Source organism: Actinokineospora auranticolor, assembly GCF_041897805.1.
Classification (GTDB): domain Bacteria; phylum Actinomycetota; class Actinomycetes; order Mycobacteriales; family Pseudonocardiaceae; genus Actinokineospora; species Actinokineospora auranticolor.
In genome coordinates, this window is sequence record NZ_CP154825.1 from 7,773,880 (window position 1) to 7,791,068 (window position 17,189).

16 protein-coding genes are annotated in these 17,189 nt (G+C 72.4%); 4 read left to right on the forward strand and 12 right to left on the reverse strand.

What is annotated here, in order from left to right:
* Positions 1–47: 47 nt before the first annotated feature.
* The 5 genes from V5P93_RS33890 to guaB form a co-directional block, all read right to left on the reverse strand.
* Entirely contained in the window at positions 48–524 is a 477-nt protein-coding gene (locus tag V5P93_RS33890) for a plasmid pRiA4b ORF-3 family protein (protein ID WP_104478044.1), read from the reverse strand.
* Between the two features lie 44 nt (positions 525–568).
* Positions 569–2,299 (reverse strand): FAD-dependent oxidoreductase, encoded by a 1,731-nt coding sequence (locus V5P93_RS33895; protein WP_104478043.1) that lies wholly within the window; start codon positions 2,297–2,299, stop codon positions 569–571.
* 76 nt (positions 2,300–2,375) lie between these two features.
* Positions 2,376–2,876 carry a GNAT family N-acetyltransferase gene (locus V5P93_RS33900; RefSeq protein ID WP_104478042.1) on the reverse strand — a complete coding sequence of 167 codons (501 nt, stop codon included), beginning with the start codon at positions 2,874–2,876 and terminating at the stop codon, positions 2,376–2,378.
* Entirely contained in the window at positions 2,873–4,012 is a 1,140-nt protein-coding gene (locus tag V5P93_RS33905; RefSeq protein WP_104478041.1) for a GuaB3 family IMP dehydrogenase-related protein, read from the reverse strand. Before V5P93_RS33905 ends, V5P93_RS33900 begins: the two co-directional genes overlap by 4 nt.
* A 34-nt stretch (positions 4,013–4,046) precedes the next feature.
* A complete protein-coding gene (gene guaB, locus V5P93_RS33910) occupies positions 4,047–5,558 on the reverse strand; it encodes an IMP dehydrogenase (protein ID WP_104478040.1) in 1,512 nt (503 codons plus the stop codon).
* A 247-nt stretch (positions 5,559–5,805) separates the two neighbouring features.
* On the opposite strand from guaB, the gene V5P93_RS33915 reads away from it, so the two are divergent.
* Entirely contained in the window at positions 5,806–6,177 is a 372-nt protein-coding gene (locus V5P93_RS33915; protein ID WP_104478312.1) for a DUF5319 domain-containing protein, read from the forward strand.
* A 76-nt stretch (positions 6,178–6,253) separates the two neighbouring features.
* Here the strand turns inward: V5P93_RS33915 and V5P93_RS33920 are convergent, their stop codons facing one another.
* From V5P93_RS33920 to V5P93_RS33935, 4 genes are all read right to left on the reverse strand, one after another.
* A complete protein-coding gene (locus V5P93_RS33920) occupies positions 6,254–7,402 on the reverse strand; it encodes a hypothetical protein (RefSeq protein WP_104478039.1) in 1,149 nt (382 codons plus the stop codon).
* 1 nt (position 7,403) lies between these two features.
* Positions 7,404–7,976 (reverse strand): sigma-70 family RNA polymerase sigma factor, encoded by a 573-nt coding sequence (locus V5P93_RS33925; protein ID WP_104478038.1) that lies wholly within the window; start codon positions 7,974–7,976, stop codon positions 7,404–7,406.
* Positions 7,977–8,298: 322 nt separating this feature from the next.
* Positions 8,299–8,895 (reverse strand): response regulator transcription factor, encoded by a 597-nt coding sequence (locus tag V5P93_RS33930; protein ID WP_018682728.1) that lies wholly within the window; start codon positions 8,893–8,895, stop codon positions 8,299–8,301.
* A 122-nt stretch (positions 8,896–9,017) separates the two neighbouring features.
* Positions 9,018–9,932 carry a hypothetical protein gene (locus tag V5P93_RS33935; RefSeq protein ID WP_104478311.1) on the reverse strand — a complete coding sequence of 305 codons (915 nt, stop codon included), beginning with the start codon at positions 9,930–9,932 and terminating at the stop codon, positions 9,018–9,020.
* Between the two features lie 696 nt (positions 9,933–10,628).
* Between V5P93_RS33935 and V5P93_RS33940 the strand changes: the two genes are divergently transcribed.
* Positions 10,629–10,928, forward strand: coding sequence for a WhiB family transcriptional regulator (locus tag V5P93_RS33940; protein ID WP_104478037.1), 300 nt, complete (start codon positions 10,629–10,631; stop codon positions 10,926–10,928).
* A gap of 305 nt (positions 10,929–11,233) precedes the next feature.
* On the opposite strand, the gene groL is transcribed toward V5P93_RS33940, so the two are convergent.
* Both groL and groES read right to left on the reverse strand, forming a co-directional pair.
* The gene (gene groL, locus V5P93_RS33945; protein WP_104478036.1) at positions 11,234–12,856 is read right to left on the reverse strand and encodes a chaperonin GroEL; all 1,623 of its coding nucleotides are present in this window, start codon (positions 12,854–12,856) and stop codon (positions 11,234–11,236) included.
* 81 nt (positions 12,857–12,937) lie between these two features.
* On the reverse strand, positions 12,938–13,231 hold the full coding sequence (gene groES, locus V5P93_RS33950) for a co-chaperone GroES (protein WP_104478035.1): 294 nt from the start codon (positions 13,229–13,231) through the stop codon (positions 12,938–12,940).
* 218 nt (positions 13,232–13,449) lie between these two features.
* Between groES and V5P93_RS33955 the strand changes: the two genes are divergently transcribed.
* Positions 13,450–13,941, forward strand: a complete 492-nt coding sequence (locus V5P93_RS33955) for a GNAT family N-acetyltransferase (RefSeq protein WP_245931148.1) — start codon at positions 13,450–13,452, stop codon at positions 13,939–13,941.
* 60 nt (positions 13,942–14,001) lie between these two features.
* Here the strand turns inward: V5P93_RS33955 and V5P93_RS33960 are convergent, their stop codons facing one another.
* Entirely contained in the window at positions 14,002–14,910 is a 909-nt protein-coding gene (locus tag V5P93_RS33960; RefSeq protein WP_104478034.1) for a patatin family protein, read from the reverse strand.
* Positions 14,911–15,056: 146 nt separating this feature from the next.
* On the opposite strand from V5P93_RS33960, the gene V5P93_RS33965 reads away from it, so the two are divergent.
* Entirely contained in the window at positions 15,057–16,592 is a 1,536-nt protein-coding gene (locus V5P93_RS33965; RefSeq protein ID WP_104478033.1) for an alkaline phosphatase, read from the forward strand.
* The last annotated feature ends 597 nt before the right edge of the window (positions 16,593–17,189 follow it).

Here is a 17,189-nt window from a genome sequence, read left to right on the forward strand (position 1 = left end):
AAATCGGCCCATGTGGACAACTCACTCCGGCAAAGATCAACCACAGGTCAGCGACCGGAAGGCCGCAACGCCGCGGTGCACGGCGCCATCACTTCCTCGACCACGATCTCGTGGTCCCAGCAGTCCCCGAAGTCGTAGTGGTAGCCGATCTTCCCGCCGACCCCGGGCGCCACGTCGGCCAAGGTGGCGGTGTCCTGGTCCGCGAAGCCCATGTCGGAGTAGGGCACGCCGAAGTCACCGCGAGGCGTCCGGAAGACGTGCAGGTGACCGCCGTCCCAGTCGAACGCCCGCTGGATCACCTCGTGGAGCCCGCCGAGGAAGATGTCCGCGGCCACCTCCAACCGCCGCCAGATCGGCGGCGTCGCCCCCAGCAGCGAAACCTTGATCCGGTAGACCGTCTCCGGCGGGACGCTCCGCGGCGCGGCGCCGGCTCGCAACCCGGCCACTCCGCCTCGCAGCGGGGTCACGACCTCCGGTCCTGCCTGCTTCTCGTCGACCAGGTGCGCGAGTCGATCGCCGTCCACCTGGTGAGCGTCTCAAAGGCGCGGCTTGGTGGTGCGGGCATGGCTCAGTCGCAGGCATCCGCGCGCGGTGGGACCGCGGTGGGGCGAAGGGCGGCAGGTGCCGAGGCGGGCACGGTGGGCGCGACCGGGTCGACCGGGTCCACCCGGCGGTACGGCGTCCCGGGGTCGGGGCGGGGATCGGGTTCGCCCTTGTTCGGCCACAGCGAGAACGCGCGCTCGGCTTGGGCGGTGATGGTCAGGGACGGGTTCACGCCCAGGTTGGCGGTGATGGCGGCGCCGTCGACCACGGACAGCCCCGGGTAGCCGTGCACGCGGTGGTACGGGTCGATGACGCTGTCGTCGGGGGACGTGCCGATCGGGCAGCCGCCGATGAAGTGGGCGGTGATCGGGACGTCGGCCAGGTCGCCCCAGGTGCCGCCGGGCATACCGCCGATGTGCCGGGCGGTCAGCTCGTTGGCCACCTGCCCGGCCGGGATGAACGACGGGTTGGGCTCGCCGTGGCCCTGCCGCGAGGTGTAGCGGCGGCCGAACAGACCGGGCCGGGTGTAGGTGGTGATCGAGTTGTCCAGGCTCTGCATCACCAGCAGGATCACCGTCCGCTCGCTCCACCGGTAGCCCTGCAGCAGCTTCGCGGTCTGGACCGGGTGCCGGGCCATGAACCGCAGCGCCTGCCGCCAGCGCGGCACGGGCGAGGTGCCGTCGGTCGCGATGGTCTGCAGCAGGCTCATCGCGTTGCTGCCCTTGCCGTAGCGGACCGGCTCGATGTGGGTGTTCGCGTCCGGGTGGAACGACGAGGTGATCGCGACACCCCGGCTGTAGTCCACCGACGGGTCCACGGACGTGCGCCCCGCGCCGAGGATGGCCTCCGAGTTGGTCCGGGTCAGCTCCCCCAGCCGCGACGACAGGCGCGGCAACGTGCCCGTGTCCCGCATGGCGTGCAACAGGTTCTGCGTACCCCACGTCCCGGCGGCCAACACGACCTGTCCGGCCGTGACGGTCGTACGGAACCTCTTGGACCGCGTTCCGGTCTTACGCAAATCGACCTCAAAGGACCCATCGCCGCGCGGACGCACCGCGGTGACCGTCGTGAGTGGAACGATTCGCGCCCCGGCTTTCTCCGCCAGATAGAGGTAGTTCTTCACCAGGGTGTTCTTGGCGCCTACCCGGCACCCGGTCATGCACGACCCGCATTCGGTGCACCCGGTGCGTTCCGGCCCCGCGCCGCCGAAGTACGGGTCTTGCGCGCGCTCACCCGGTGCGCCGAAGAAGACCCCTACCGGCGTCGGGTGGTAAGAGTCCGCAACCCCCATGTCCGCGGCGACCTTGCGCATCACCTCGTCCGACGGCGTCACCGTCGGGTTCGTGACCACGCCGAGCATCCGCGTCGCCTGGTCGTAGTGGGGCGCGAGTTCGCTCTCCCAGTCGGTGATGTGCGCCCACTGCCGGTCCGCGTAGAACGGCTTGAGTGGACGGTAGAGCGTGTTCGCGTAGACCAGCGACCCACCGCCGACACCGGCCCCCGCGAGCACCAGCACGTCCTTGAGCAGGTGGATGCGCTGGATGCCGTAGCAGCCCAGCGCGGGCGCCCACAGGTAGTTGCGCAGATCCCACGACGTCTTGGCGAACTCGTCGTCGGCGAACCGGCGACCCGCCTCGACCACCGCGACCCGGTAGCCCTTCTCCACCAACCGGAGCGCGGCGACGCTGCCGCCGAACCCCGAGCCGACCACCAGGACGTCGTAGTCGGCGTTGTTACCGGCGAGTTGCGCACCCATGCCGAGAGGCTAGGCGCAGCCGGACACCCGCGACCAGCCCCCGAACGGACTTTTCTGTAACCGCCGGTAACACGGATCAGGCCAGGTCGGACCGCAGCAGCCCGTACATGACCATGTCCCGCCGCTCACCACCGCGCAGCTGCGCGCCCCGCGCGACACCCTCCCGCCGCAGCCCGGCCGCCTCGATCGCGCGCTGCGCCGCGGTGTTCACCACGTCCGTCGACGCCTCGACCCGGTCCAGGTCGGTGGTCGCGAACAGGTGCGCCACGAGCAGCCGCAACGCCCCCGCACCGGCGCCCCGACCGCGCGCGGACGGCAGCAACCCGATGCCCATGTTCCAGGCCCCGCACGCGTACGTGCGGCCCCAGGACACCCGGTGCCAGCTCATGTCCCCGAGCGGCGCACCAGTGACCTGGTCGACCACCACGGCCCGGTGGATCTCCGACGGCGGCGCCACCGGCCGGTCGTCCGGGTCCACGTCGAACGCGCCGTCGAAGCCCGCCCGGACCAGTTCCAGATCCGCCTCGGTGGCCTCGACCAGCGCGAAGCCACCACCCGACCGCAGCACGGTCCTCATCCGCGGACCGTCAAGCCGACCTTCTGGAACTCCTTCAGGTCCGAGTAGCCGGTCTTGGCCAGCGCCCTGCGCAGCGCGCCGAACAGGTTGACCAGCCCGTCCGCGTCCCCGGACGGGCCGAACAGCAGCGTCTTCAGGTCGACCTCGACGTCCTCGACGACCGGCACCACCCGGCTGCGCGGCAGCGACGGGTGCGCCGCCGCCGACGTCCAGTACAGGCCCTGACCGGGCGCCTCGGCGGCCACCGCGAGCGGCGCGCCCAGCATGACCGCATCCGCGCCGCAGGCGATCGACTTGGCGATGTCGCCGCTGGCGTGCACGTCGCCGTCGGCGATGACGTGCACGTACCGGCCGCCGGTCTCGTCCAGGTAGTCCCGGCGCGCGGCCGCCGCGTCGACGATCGCGGTGGCCATCGGCGTGCCGATGCCCAGCGCGGCGTCGGTCGTGGTGACCCCGGCGCAGTGCCCGTGGCCGACGATCACGCCCGCCGCGCCGGTGCGCATAAGGTGGATGGCGGTGCGGTAGTCGTGCACGCCGCCCGCGATGACTGGCACGTCCAGGTCGGCGATGAAGCTCTTGAGGTTGAGCGGGTCGCCGTTGTCCCTGGTCACGTGCTCGGCGGAGACGATCGTGCCCTGCACCACCAGGATCTCCACGCCCGCGGCCAGCAGGTGCGGGGTCAGCTCGGCGGCCCGCTGCGGGCTCACCCTGGCCGCGACCGTGACGCCCGAGTCGCGGACCTTGCGGATCGCCTCGGTGAGCAGCTCCACCTGGATCGGCTCGGCGTGCAGCCGCTGCAGCGCGCGCACCAGGTCCGCCGGGTCGTCGCCCTTCTCCGCGGCCTCCACCAGGCGCAGCAGCGCCGTGTCGACGTCGGCGTGCCGGGCCCACAGGCCCTCGGCGTTGAGCACCCCGAGCCCGCCCAGCTCGCCGACCGCCACCGCGGTGCCGGGCGAGACGATGGCGTCGGTCGGGTGCGTGACCAGCGGGATGTCGAACCGGTAGGCGTCGATCTGCCAGGTGGTCGAGACGTCCTTGGACGAGCGGGTGCGCCGCGACGGCACGATCTCCACCTCGTCGAGGCCGAAGGCGCGCCGGGCCGTCCGACCCATGCCGATGTCGACAAGATCCCGCACTGGGGGTGTTCCTTTCCGGGTGCCGAGCCGGGGCTCAGCGGGTGGTGTAGTTCGGCGCTTCGACGGTCATGGTGATGTCGTGCGGGTGGCTCTCCTTGAGCCCCGCCGCCGTGATCCGGATCAGCTGCGCCTGCTTGAGCTCCGGGATCGTGCGCGAGCCGGTGAAGCCCATGCCCGCGCGCAGCCCGCCGACCAGCTGGAAGATGACCTGCGAGAGCGGGCCGCGGTAGGGCACCCGGCCCTCGATGCCCTCGGGCACCAGCTTGTCGTCGGAGAGCACGTCGTCCTGGGCGTAGCGGTCCTTGGAGTAGGACTTGGCCTCGCCGCGCGAGCGCATCGCGCCGAGCGAGCCCATGCCGCGGTAGCTCTTGAACTGCTTGCCGTTGACCAGGATCAGCTCGCCGGGGGCCTCCGCGGTCCCCGCCAGCAGGCTGCCCAGCATGACCGCGTCCGCGCCCGCCGCGATGGCCTTGGCGATGTCGCCGGAGTACTGGATGCCGCCGTCGCCGATCACCGGGATGCCCGCCGGGCCCGCGGCCAGCGACGCCTCGTAGATGGCGGTGATCTGCGGCACGCCGACGCCCGCGACCACCCGGGTGGTGCAGATCGAGCCGGGGCCGACGCCGACCTTCACGCCGTCCGCGCCCGCCTCGACCATGGCCTGCGCGCCCGCGCGGGTGGCCACGTTGCCGCCGACGACGTCGACCGCGTCGCCGAGCTCCTTCTTCAGCCGGGCGACGATGTCGAGCACCGCGCGCGAGTGGCCGTGCGCGGTGTCCACCATCAGCACGTCCACACCGGCGTCGAACAGCGTCATCGCGCGCTTGTAGCCGTCGTCGCCGACGCCGACCGCGGCGCCGCAGATGAGCCTGCCGTCCGGGTCCTTGGTGGCGTTCGGGTACTGCTCGGTCTTGACGAAGTCCTTGACCGTGATCAGGCCGCGCAGCTTCCCGTCGCCGTCGACGATCGGCAGCTTCTCCACCTTGTGCCTGCGCAGCAGGCCGAGCGCGGCCTCGGCGGACACCCCGACCTGGGCGGTGACCAGCGGGCCCTTGGTCATGACCTCGGAGACCAGCCGGGTGTGGTCGACCTCGAAGCGCATGTCCCGGTTGGTGATGATGCCCACGAGGGTGCCCTGCGCGTCGGTGACCGGCAGACCGGAGATCCGGTAGCGCGCGCACATCGCGTCGACCTCGGCGAGGGTGTCGCCCGGGGAGCAGGTGACGGGGTCGGTGACCATGCCCGCCTCGGACCGCTTCACCGTCTCCGCCTGCCGCGCCTGGTCCTCGATGGAGAGGTTGCGCTGCAGGATGCCGATGCCGCCCTGGCGGGCCATCGCGATGGCCATCCGGCCCTCGGTGACGGTGTCCATCGCGGCCGACGCGACCGGGATGCGCAGCGTCACATTGCGCGAGATCCGGGTTCCCGTGTCGACAGTGCTGGGGATCACATCCGATTGCGCCGGTTGCAGCAGCACGTCGTCGAACGTGAGCCCGAGGGTGGCGAACTTGGTCGGGACCCCGTCAGCGTTGAGCTCGCTGGTCATGGTGGGTGGCGGACCTTCCTGCCTGCTGGCGGTCCCGGTGGCCGTGCCGGGGGTGCTGGGGTGGCCTGCTACCGAGCCGAGAGCCCGCGCGGGTGAGCGGGTGACCCGGTTCCGACATGGTATCCGGGCAGTCCCCCGGCATCGCCCGGTACCGTGCGTGGTCGTGCCGCATGACGCAGTTCCCCCCAACCCGTTCTCCGGAGGCCCCAGGGACGACCGGCCCGCCGGGGACCCCCGCCGCGGGGCGCTGCCGCCCGACCCGTTCGCCGACGACCCCGACGACCCCGCCCGGGTGCTCGACGAGCCCGACGACGAGGCAGGCCCACCGATGAGCGACGAAGAACGCGAAGAGCTGCTGGCCGACCTGTCCGACCTCGCCGTGTACCAGGCGCTGCTGGAGCCGCGCGGGGTCCGGGGGATCGTGGTGGACTGCGGCGAGTGCCAGGAGCCGCACTACCACGACTGGGCGCTGCTCGCGGCGAGCCTGGAGCAGCTGCTCAACGACGGCCGGATGCGGCCGCACGAGCCCGCCTTCGACCCGGACCCGGTGTCCTACGTGAGCTGGGAGTACTGCCGCGGCTACGCGGACGGCGTCACGGCCAGCGAGAACGCGCTCTAGGCACCGAAGACCACACGACGAAGGCCGCCCCCGGGTACTGCTCCGGGGGCGGCCTTCGTCGTCGTTGTCGCGCCGGTCAGGGGGTGGTGCTCGTCGTGCCGTTCGCGCCGGGCGCCGAGAACGACTGGCCCTGGCTGTTGCCGCCTTCCGCCGGGGCGACGCCGTTGCCCGTGCCACTGGTCGGCTCGTTCATCCGGGGCGACTCGGTCTGCGGCTGGGTCTGCGTCGTCGTGGTCGGCGGCGGTTCCGTGGTCGACGGCGGCGTGACCGGATCGGTCGTCGTCGGCGGGGTGCTCGGCTGCTGCTGCGACGTCGGCGCGGGCTGCTGCTGGCTGTTCGACGACGTCGACGGCGGCGGGTTGAGCTGCTGGGTCGGCGTCGGCGACGCGGTGCTCGGCGTGGCCGACGGCGGTACCTGCACGCCGTTGGCGGGCACACCCGGGAGCTGCGACAGCAGGTCGGCGTGGGTGGCGGCGAGTTCGGCCTGGCCGTCCTCGCTGGCGATGACCGGCAGGCCCTTCTGGGCGTCTTCGAGCTTGGACTTGGCCTCGGCGACCTTGCCCTCGGCGAGGGCGGTCTGGGCGATGTCCAGGTCCTGGCGGACCGACGCCGCCGCCTCGACGGAGCGGGCGTGGTCGGCGTAGAGGACCTTGGTCAGGCTCCACAGCGTGTCGCCCGGCTGGGCGTCGCGCGCGGCCAGGCCCGCGCCGGTGAAGGCGATGGCCAGCACCGCGGCGGCAGCGGCGAACGGCACCAGGAGCCTTGGTCTGCGGCGTCGTCTGGCCTTCGCGGCGAACACCGTGGCCACGGCCAGCTGGGAGTCGACGATCTCGCCGATCGGGGCCGAGTCGACCTCGTCGCGCCACGAGCTGAGCAGGGCCGCCAGCTCGTCGTCGCGGAAGTCGGGGGGCAGGTCGGGGATTTCCGCGCCGAGGTCGCCGAGGTCATCGAGGTCGTCGTGCATACCGCGGTCGCCGCGGACCGCGGCGCCCAGCAGGTCGAGGAACGCGTCGTCGGCGGCGACCCGGGAGATGTCCACCGCGTCGTCGGCGTCCTCGAGGTCGGCCAGCTCGGCGGGCTCCGGGTCGAGCCGCAGCCCGGACCCGAACACGACCGGGGTCACGTTGGACAGCCCGGGAGATGGGTCCGCGCCCGGCTCCCCGGGCACCGAGGGCGTCGTCACCTCGTCCGCACCGCGCTCATCGCTACCGCTCTGGTCGGGCACTTCAGGCCACCTCCTCCGCCGACAAAGTCTTCCGCAACCGGGCAAGTGCCCGGTGTTGGGCCACCCGAACCGCTCCGGGAGTGGATCCGACCGCCTCCGCCGTCTCCTCCGCCGACAGACCCACCACTACCCGCAGGACGACGATCTCACGCTGCTTGTCCGGCAGGACCGACAACAACTCGCTCATCCGCCGGGACAACTCGCCCTGCATGGCGCGCTGCTCGGGCCCGGCCTCGGTCTCCGGCTCGTCCGGGACATCGGCGACGGGCTCGGAGCGGTTACGGGCGGAGGCGCGGTGCGCGTCGGCGACCTTGTGCGCGGCGATGCCGTAGACGAAGGCCAGGAACGGGCGGCCTTGGTCGCGGTAGCCGGGCAGCGCCGTCAACACCGCGAGACACACCTCCTGCGCCACGTCGTCCGCGGACGCGAACGACCGTTCCTGCCTGCCGACACGGGCGCGGCAGTACCGCACCACCAGGGGGCGAACCGACGCCAGCACCCGCTCGACCGCTCGAGGGTCACCCTCGACGGCAGCGCTCACCGACGCGTCCAGTCCGTCCCCCAATGTGGTCATCGCAGAATGCAGCCCTGGTGTTACGAATGCGGTCAACTGAAGGACACCGAACCGAGGCCGAAGCCGGGCTCGCGGTCCACCGTACCGCCCTGGCCGGGCACCGCCGCGACACGCTCGTGCCGCTCGGGCCCACCCCGGGCTGGCGTGGCACGCGACACAGTAGCGGGCACCCGGGCGCGCGCACGAGTGTCCGCGGACCCGGCCCGCTGGTCGGGAGGGGCCGGGTGGTGGTGGCGGGTCGGTCCAAGCGGCGTCGACACGACAAGCCGTGCGTGCCCGTTCCGCCCCGGGCACGCACGGCTCGCCGCCGACGCCGTTGGACCTAAGAGACCAGGCCGCGCCGGAACCCATGGGCCACCGCCTGGGCGCGGTCCCGCACCCCGAGCTTGCGGAACAACCGCCGCGCGTGGGTCTTGACGGTGTCCTCCGACAGGTAGAGCTCGCGGCCGATCTGGCCGTTGCTCTTGCCCTGGCTCATGCCGCGCAGCACCTGCAGCTCGCGGTCGGTGAGCTGGACGCCCGGGTCGGAGGGCTGGCGGGGCGCGGGCACCGAGGTGCTGGCCAGGGTGTGCGCGAGCGCGGCGACCAGCTCGGGGCGCGAGGCGTCCCAGCGCAGGTAGCCGCGGGCGCCGCCCGCGATGGCGGCGGCGATGCTGCCCGCGTCGTCGGGTGCGCCGAAGACGATGACATTGGCCTGGGGGTTGGCCGAGACGAGCCGCCGCGTGGCTTCGACCCCGGTGGGCACCGCGCGCTGCGTGCCGACGAGGACGACGTCGACCGGCTGCCGGGAGAACCGGGCGAGCAGCTCGTCACCGTGCGCTACGCAGTCGATGCGACTGACCCCTGGCACAGCAGACATGACACGGGTCAAGCCCTCCCGCACGCTGCGGCGGTCGTCGCAGATCAAGACCGTCGTCACGGGGACTCCTTCCTGCAGCCGAGTGACGTTCCAATTCCCCTATCGGACGCTGGAGCCCCAACCTTGACACGATTCGGTGGTAAATCTGTCAACCAATCAACCGGAAGACCGGACCGCCGATGTCACCTGTTCGGACCAAGGCCAAAACCCGAGGTCGGGAGCCACGGCGACGCGAGGGCGAGCGCGCGGCCCGCCGGGTCGGAGTGTCGTAACACACAGTGCAGGACCCGCTCCGCTCGCGAGCGGTGCTCGGCGGCGACCCCGGGCGCCAGATCGGCGAGCACGAGCGCGCCCGCCCACCGCAGCGGCAGCAGTCCGTGCTCGACCGACTCGCGCAGGCACCCGGTGATCAACCGGTGCGCCGCGGCGGGGTCGCCGGTGGCCGCGCGGACCGCGCCGAGCACGAGCGCCGACTTGGCCCGGTGGCGCACCGACCCGCACCCCTCGGCGGCCTCGGCGGCGGCCTCGGCGGGGTCGACCGCGGCGGCCGGGTCGCCCGCGGCCAAGGCGATCTCGGCGGCCACCCAGCCGCGCCGGATCCGCGCCCGCCAGCCCGCGTCGACCCAGGCGGACTCGATTCCGAACAGCCTGCGCGCCTCTCCCGGCCTGCCCAGGCCGACGGCGTCCGCGGCCAAGCCGAGCAGCACGTCCGAGCGGGCGGCGGCGAGGTCGGCACCTTCCTCCCCCAGCGCGCCGCGGTGGTCGAGGGGCCCCGCGCCACCGGTCAGCGCGCCCGCCTCGGCCAACGCGCGCAGGCCCGCGCCGTCGAGGCGGCGGGCGGCGGCGTGGCCGCCCAGCTGCCTGCGGTGCGAGGCCAGGGTCGAGGCGGCGAGCGCGACGGTCGCGGGGTCGGCGCGCAGCGCCCCGGAGATCACCGGTTCGAGGAGCGCGGTGGCCGCCGCGTAGCGACCTTGACCACCCAGAGCGACCGCCGCCAGCCACCGCCCGGCCGGGTCAGAGCCGTTCGGGCCAGGGGATTCGCCCGGTTGGGCGCCGAACGCGGCGGCCCACCGGGTTGCACGATCGTGGTCACTCATCTGGTCCATCTTCTCGCTTGGGCCTCTCCGCTGAGTGGCCAAAGGCCTAGGTCGAACGCCCCGGGACGACACCCGGAGGAAGCCCGCGCGGTGCACCACCGGGGCAACCGGACCCGCGGCCGAGCGGTTTGCGCGGTGCCGACCAGGGGCGCGACCGGGCCGCCGCGCGCTTGGTCACGAATCGGACTCACCAGATGTACGCAGCGCGTACCGCGCCGCCGCGACAGGTGACACCCCGTCGGGCAAAGGCCGCCGCACCGCCTCCCGACCGACCTCGACCGCCGGACGCGGGCGCCCACCCGTTCAAGCGGGCGTCTGCCGCCCCACGTGCGCGAAACCGCCGAGACTACATCGGGCCCGCGCGCCACTCCGAACACCCTCGGTATCGGTTTCGCGGACGCGGGCGAGTCGCCACGAGGACCACCCTGGGTGGCTCCTACCGGGCTTCGACGTGGGGATTCGGCGGCCGGATGGCGATTTTCGGGTGACCCCCGGCACGGCCGCACCGGGGTCGCCGGCCACGCTGTGTCGACCGGGTGATGCCGATCGGCTGAATCGTGTATCCGATGAGTCGATCACCCTTGAACAAAGTATTGGCGCGGTTCTAGCGTGTAAATCGCTGCACCGAATGGAGTAACGCGCTCCGCCGGTTCCACGCCAGTCCACTCGCTCCACCTCGCTCAGGAGGCTGCCACCATGGCGGACACTCGCAGGCTGCCCGGTCCGAACGCCGACGTGTGGGACTGGCAGCTTGAGGGCTCGTGCAGAGGCATGGACAGCGCGTTCTTCTTCCACCCCGACGGCGAGCGCGGCCCGGCCAGGGCCCGCCGGGAGGCCAAGGCCAAGGCGATCTGCCAGGCCTGCCCCGTGCTGTCGCTGTGCCGCACCCACGCGCTGGCCGTGCACGAGCCGTACGGCATCTGGGGCGGCCTCTCCGAGTCCGAGCGCGAGGCGATCATCAAAACCGAGAAGCGCACGCTCGCAGTAGCGAAGTGACGTTTCACGCACGGGACACCCATGCTCACGGAGAGCGTGAGCCGGTGCGTTCCACTATTGAATCCGGGGGGCGACCCCCAGATCCCCACGGCCTCAGCCGAGGTGTGCCCGCGGAACGCGCGGGCCCAGTCGGCCGTCATTCACACTGGGGGGCGACCCCCCAGACCCCCACGGTGCGGCGAGTTCCTGAACCAGCTTGGCGGTGCGGGGGTTTCTGAACCAGTTTGATCGAGTTTGGACGAACGTGAAGGGCCCGGTCCGAGGTGGACCGGGCCCTTCGCGTGTGGTGCGGGGGTGGTGCTTGGTCAGTGGCCGTGACCGTGGCCGTGGCCGTGGCCACCGGCGGCGGGCTCCTCGGCCTTCTTCTCCACGACCGCGCTCTCGGTGGTGAGCACCATGCGGGCGATGGAGGCGGCGTTGGCGACCGCGGAGCGGGTGACCTTGACCGGGTCGACGACGCCGTCGGCGAGCAGGTCGCCGTAGGTGAGCTTGGCGGCGTTGAAGCCCTGGCCCCAGGGCAGCTCGCGGACGTTGTTCACCACGACCGCGCCCTCCTGGCCGCCGTTCGCGGCGATCCAGAACAGCGGCGCGGACAGCGCCTCGCGGACGATGGTGACGCCGGTCGCCTCGTCGCCGGTGAGGCCGAGGCCGCCCTCGAGGTCCTTGCTGACCTGGACCAACGCGGAGCCGCCGCCGGGCACGATGCCCTCCTCGACGGCCGCCTTGGTGGCCGCCACGGCGTCCTCGATGCGGTGCTTGCGCTCGGACAGCTCGGTCTCGGTGGCCGCGCCGACCTTGATCACGGCGACGCCGCCCGAGAGCTTCGCCAGCCGCTCCTGCAGCTTCTCGCGGTCCCAGTCGGAGTCGGTGGCCTCGATCTCCTTGCGCAGCTGCTCACCGCGCGCGGCGATCGCGTCCTTGGCGCCCCCGCCGTCGACGATCGTGGTGTCGTCCTTGGTCACCACGATGCGGCGGGCGGTGCCCAGCGACTCGAGGGTGGCCTCGGAGAGCTTGGTGCCGACCTCGGCGGAGATGACCTCGCCGCCGGTGACCACGGCGAGGTCGTCGAGGAACGCCTTGCGGCGGTCGCCGAAGAACGGCGCCTTGACGGCCACGGCCTTGATCGTCTTGCGCAGGGCGTTGACCACCAGGGTGGACAGCGCCTCGCCCTCGACGTCCTCGGCGATGATGAGCACGGACCGGCCGCTCTCCACGACCTTCTCCAGCACGGGGAGCAGGTCGGCCAGCGCCGAGATCTTCTCGCGGTGCAGCAGGATGTAGGCGTCCTCCAGGACGGCCTCCTGCGCCTCGAGGTCGGTGGCGAAGTGCGCGGAGACGTAGCCCTTGTCGAACTGCACGCCCTCGGTGATGACGAGCTCGGTGGCCAGCGTGGAGGACTCCTCCACGGTGATCACGCCGTCCTCGCCGACCTTCTCGATGGCCTCGCCGAGCAGCGCGCCGATCGAGGCGTCGCGGGAGGCGACGGTGCCGACCTGGGCGATGTTGTCGCGGCCCTTGACCGGGGTGGCCTTGGCCTTGAGGGACGCCACGACCGCGTCGGCGGCGGCCTGGATGCCCTTGCCGATGGCGGTGGGGTTGGCGCCCGCGGCGACGTTGCGCAGGCCGACCCGGACCAGGGCCTGGGCCAGCACGGTCGCGGTGGTGGTGCCGTCGCCCGCGACGTCGTTGGTCTTGGTGGCGACGTTCTTGGCGAGCTGGGCGCCGAGGTTCTCGAAGGCGTCCTCGAGCTCGATCTCGCGGGCGATGGTCACGCCGTCGTTGGTGACGGTGGGGCCGCCGAACTTCTTGGCGAGCACGACGTGCCGCCCGCGCGGGCCGAGGGTGACCTTGACCGCGTCGGCGAGCTTGTTCACACCGCGCTCGAGTGCCCGACGAGCGTCCTCGTCGAAGCTGATCTGCTTGGGCATTGCCTACCTCTCCATTGATCGCAAAACGCCCCGGGTGCCCCGCAGGGGGCCCGGGGCGCTCAGCTTGTCGGCCGATCCGTCCTAGTTGATGACGGCCAGCACGTCGCGGGCGGACAGGAGGAGGTACTCCTCGCCGTTGTGCTTGATCTCGGTGCCGCCGTACTTGGAGTAGATGACGACGTCACCGACCGCCACGTCCACCGGGACGCGGTTGCCCTTGTCGTCGATCCGACCCGGTCCAACGGCCAGGACCTTGCCCTCCTGGGGCTTCTCCTTGGCGGTGTCCGGGATGACCAGGCCGGAAGCCGTGGTCGCCTCGGCCTCGCTGGCCTGGACGAGGATCTTGTCTTCGAGCGGCTTGATGTTCACGCTCACCGCGTGACCTCCACGGGTCGTCGAAAGCGTTGGCAGGTACAGGGCGCGGGTGGGAACCCGCGCCGACGGCTCCTGCCACCCCGCCGTCGCGGGGGTCGGGGCGGTACTGGCGCCGTGCAACTGGCACTCTACCCAGGCGACTGCTAAGCCTGCAACGACCCCTCGGTGTGACGTGGGATCCTGGCCTGACCAGCCCCGACCGTGGTAGAGGTTCGGGGGTGATCAGGAAGGCGGTCCGGGCGGACTACCCCCGGATGCGGGAGATCGAGGTCATCGCGGGCGCGGCGTTCGCCGACGTGGGCCTACCGGAGATCGCGGAGGACGACGGGTTCTCCGACGAGGAGTTCGACGAGCTCCTCGACGACGGCGTCGGGTGGGTGCTCGAGCAGGACCGGGTGGACGCGTACCTGCTGGGCGGCGAGGTCGGCGGGTGCGGGCACATCGCCCAGGTCACCGTGGACCCGGCGTACCGCGGGCGGGGCCTGGGCCGGGAGCTGGTGGACCACTTCGAGCGGTGGGCGCGCGCGGCGGGCCTGGCGGCGCTGACCCTGACGACGTTCCGGGACGTGCCGTGGAACCGGCCCTACTACGAGCGCATCGGCTTCCGGGTGATCCAGCCGACACCGGAGTTGCGGGAGCTGGTCGCACTGGAGGCCGAGGAGGGGCTGGACCCGGAGCTGCGGGTCTGCATGCGCCGAGACTTCAGCTGAGTACGTCTGTGCCATGGCCTCGGCTCCGATCGCCTTTGAGCCGATCTCGTCCCTCCCGGTTCAGTCCAGAGACCGGCGCGATCTCGCGAGGGCGTCTACAGCCGCACGGCGGCCCAGGTGCACGGCTCGGCGCAGCAGGATCGTGTCGCGGGTCAGGCGCGGGACGTCCGGGGCGGTGACCGGTGGGCGGATCTCGAGGATGTTCGGGTGCGCGGCGAGGTCGGCGTCGTCGGCGAGTTGGCGGGCGTGCCGGTCGGTCCACGCGGCGAGCGCGCCGGGGGCGGCCTTGCGCAGGTAGCGGGAGACGACCGCGGTCTCCAGCCGGGACGGCGGCTCGGCGGTCCAGCCGACCGCGCGGGTGCGCAGGACCAGGACGTCGGTGGCGCCGTCGGCGGTGGCGGTGCGGAACGGGATGGCCTCGGCGAGCCCGGCGTCGACCCAGGTGCGGCCCGCGAGGGTGACGGGCCGCCCGGAGAGCAGCGGCAGGCCGGTGGAGGCGCGCAGGGCGAGCTGCAGGGTGCGCTGGTCGGTGATCAGCGGGCGGAGGTCGACGGCGGCACCGGTGGCCGCGTCGGTCGCCATCGGGTGGAAGGTCGTGGGGTTGGCCAGGATGCCCGCGAAGTTCATCGGGATGGCCGGGTAGATGACCTGCACGAGGTGCTCGGTGTCGACGACCCGGCGCAGCCGCCACGGGTTGGTGACCCGGCGCATGATCGCGGGGTCGGACCAGCCGGTGGTGCCGAGCTGGGCCTGGCCGCCGAGCATCCAGGCGGCGTTGAGCGCGCCCGCGGAGGCCCCGTAGACGGCGTCGAAGCAGTCGACCAGGCCGAGGTCGTCCAGGCCGGCGACCATGCCGCCGGAGAAGGCGCCCCGGCTGCCGCCGCCCTCGATCACCAGGGCGAGGCGCCTGCCGTCGGCTCGGGTGTTCGCGGCGCGGCGGGCGTGGAGCAGGGCGGCGACGGGGTGCACGGTGGCGACGTTAGTCCGGTCGAGGGACGGGTCAGCGGGTGGTCGCCGACCGCTCACCAAGCGCTCACCCCGAATCCGATCGCGGGAAACCGCCACCCTGCCAAGGTGGCCTGCCGGTATCACCCATCCGGGAGGTCTCCCACCACATGAACGCTTCCACGAACCGCCGTTCCGTGCTGCTCGGCGGCGCGGCCGCCATCGGCCTGTCCACGGTCGCGCTCGGCCTGCCCGCGGGTGCGGCGCCCGGCCGCGGGCTCACCGACCCCTTCACCCTCGGCGTCGCCTCCGGTGACCCGTCCGCCGACGGCGTCGTGCTGTGGACCCGGCTGGCCCAGGACCCGCTGGCCCTCGACGGGCTCGGCGGCATGCCCGACCGGCCGGTGCCGGTGTCCTGGCAAGTCGCGACCGACGAGCGCTTCCGGCACGTGGTCCGCGCGGGGGTGGAGGTCGCCCGCCCCGAGTCCGGGCACAGCGTGCACGTCGAGCTGTCGGGCCTGCGCCCCGGCGCGGAGTACTTCTACCGCTTCCGCGCGCAGGGCCACCTGTCCGAGGTCGGCCGCACCCGCACCGCCCCGGCCCCGCACGTGCTCAGCGGCGCGCTGACCATGTGCTTCGCCTCCTGCTCCCACTACGGCGAGGGTTTCTTCACCGCGTACCGCCGCCTCGCCGAAGACCACCCGGACCTGGTGCTGCACCTGGGCGACTACCAGTACGAGTACGCGGGCAAGGCGGCGGACGTGCGCGCGGTCGTCGGCCCCGAGACCCGCACCCTGGCCGACTACCGGCTGCGGCACGCGCAGTACAAGTCGGACCCGGACCTCCAACTGGCGCACCAGGTCGCGCCGTGGCTGGTCGTGTTCGACGACCACGAGGTGGAGAACAACTGGGCCGACGACGTCCCCGAGGCCCCGGATCCCGCATTCCCGGCCCGGCGCGCGGCGGCGTTCCAGGCGTACTACGAGAACATGCCCCTGCGCCGCACAGCCCGCCCGCGCGGCCAGGACATGCAGCTGTTCCGCCGCGTCCGCTGGGGCGCCCTCGCCACCTTCCACATGCTCGACACCCGCCAGTACCGCGACGACCAGGCCTGCGGCGACGGCACGAAGGTCGACTGCGCGGACCGCCTCGACGCCGCCCGGACCATCACCGGCACGGCCCAGGAGAAGTGGCTGCTGGACGGTCTGCGTTCCTCGCGGTCGAGGTGGGACGTGTTGGGGCAGCAGGTGTTCTTCGCCCAGCGCGACCTGACGGTGGGTGAGAAGCAGGGGTTCAGCATGGACTCGTGGGACGGGTACAAGGCGAGCCGGGACAAGGTCGCCGCCGGGCTGGGCACGACCCGCAACGGGGTCGTGCTGACCGGTGACGTGCACCGGCACTGGGCGGGGGAGGTCAAGGAGAGCTGGGACCGCCCGGACTCCCGCAACGTCGGGGTGGAACTGGTCACCACCTCGATCACCTCCACCGGCGACGGCGGCGAGGACACCAACGCGGCGGTGCTGGCGGAGAACCCGCACCTGAAGTTCTACAAGAACCGGCGGGGGTACGTCCGGACGCGCTTCACGGCCAGGGAACTGCGCGCGGACTTCCGCACGCTGCCCCACGTCCGCACCGCGGGCGCCGAGGCCACGACGGCGGCGAGCTTCGTCGTGGAGGACCGCGGCCACACCCTGAACCGGGCCTGACCGACCCGGGTGGGCGCGGAACCTCGACCGCGCCCACCCGGGCGCACGAACCCGTCCCGGGCGCGACCGCCAAGCCGCAGCACGCACCGGACGGCACTGACCCTGCCCCCACAACGAGGCTGGCCACGCTCGACCAGCTCCATCCCACCCAAGCGGCTCCAGCCCACACAACCGCAGCACCCCGACAACCCGTTCCACGCGTCAGGCCGACCCCCTGCCCGCCGCCCAAGCCGCACGCGCTCACCTGGCACGACCATCCCGGCAACCCGTTCCACGCGTCAGGCCGACCCCCTGCCCGCCGCCCACACCGCACCCGCCCACCCGACGCACCAACCCGATAACCGGTCCCACCCCGCCAAGCCGAACCCGCCACCCGACGACGTGTATCAACCCGACCCCCACCCAATCCATCGCGCCCCACCTTCTGCTCGATGAGTGTGGATTGTCTTTGTGTGGGGGGGACGAGCCTGCCAAGCTCTCCCGCGGGTGGGTTGGGCTTGCCCATCCCCACCGCTCTTCCCCACCGCAGGCTCGTAGGGGCCCCGCGCAAAGACAATTCACCCCATCGAGCAACGCTCGAAAACTCGCGCCAGGACC